The organism is Mesorhizobium sp. M8A.F.Ca.ET.202.01.1.1 (genome assembly GCF_004791595.1).
In the GTDB taxonomy this organism is placed as follows: domain Bacteria; phylum Pseudomonadota; class Alphaproteobacteria; order Rhizobiales; family Rhizobiaceae; genus Mesorhizobium.
Window position 1 is genome coordinate 1 of sequence record NZ_SRUN01000254.1, and the last position, 297, is coordinate 297.

The following is a 297-nucleotide window of genomic DNA, read 5'->3' on the forward strand; positions in this document are numbered from 1 at the left end:
CGAAGGGCGAAACGGTCATATTGCTTGCGGTCAGCTGTCGAAGAAGACCGTCTCCTTTTCGCCCTGCAAATGGACATCGAAGACGTAAACGTCGCCCTGGCGCTCGGCGATCAGCGTCGGCACTCGCAAGCGATGTTCGATGCGGGCAAGGATCGGATCCTCGGCATTGGCCTTTTCCTCGTCCGAAAAATAAAGCCGGGTGTGCAGGCCGATATTGATGCCGCGCGCCACGATCCACAGCGTGATATGCGGCGCCATCAGCCGCCCGTCGCGGAACGGCACGCGGCCGGGCTTGAT

1 pseudogene is annotated in these 297 nt (G+C 60.9%); it reads right to left on the reverse strand.

Features of this window, described 5'->3' with window-relative positions:
* Window positions 1-30 precede the first annotated feature (30 nt).
* Window positions 31-297: pseudogene (locus EN845_RS34735) on the reverse strand (protocatechuate 3,4-dioxygenase subunit alpha); the annotation flags it as partial.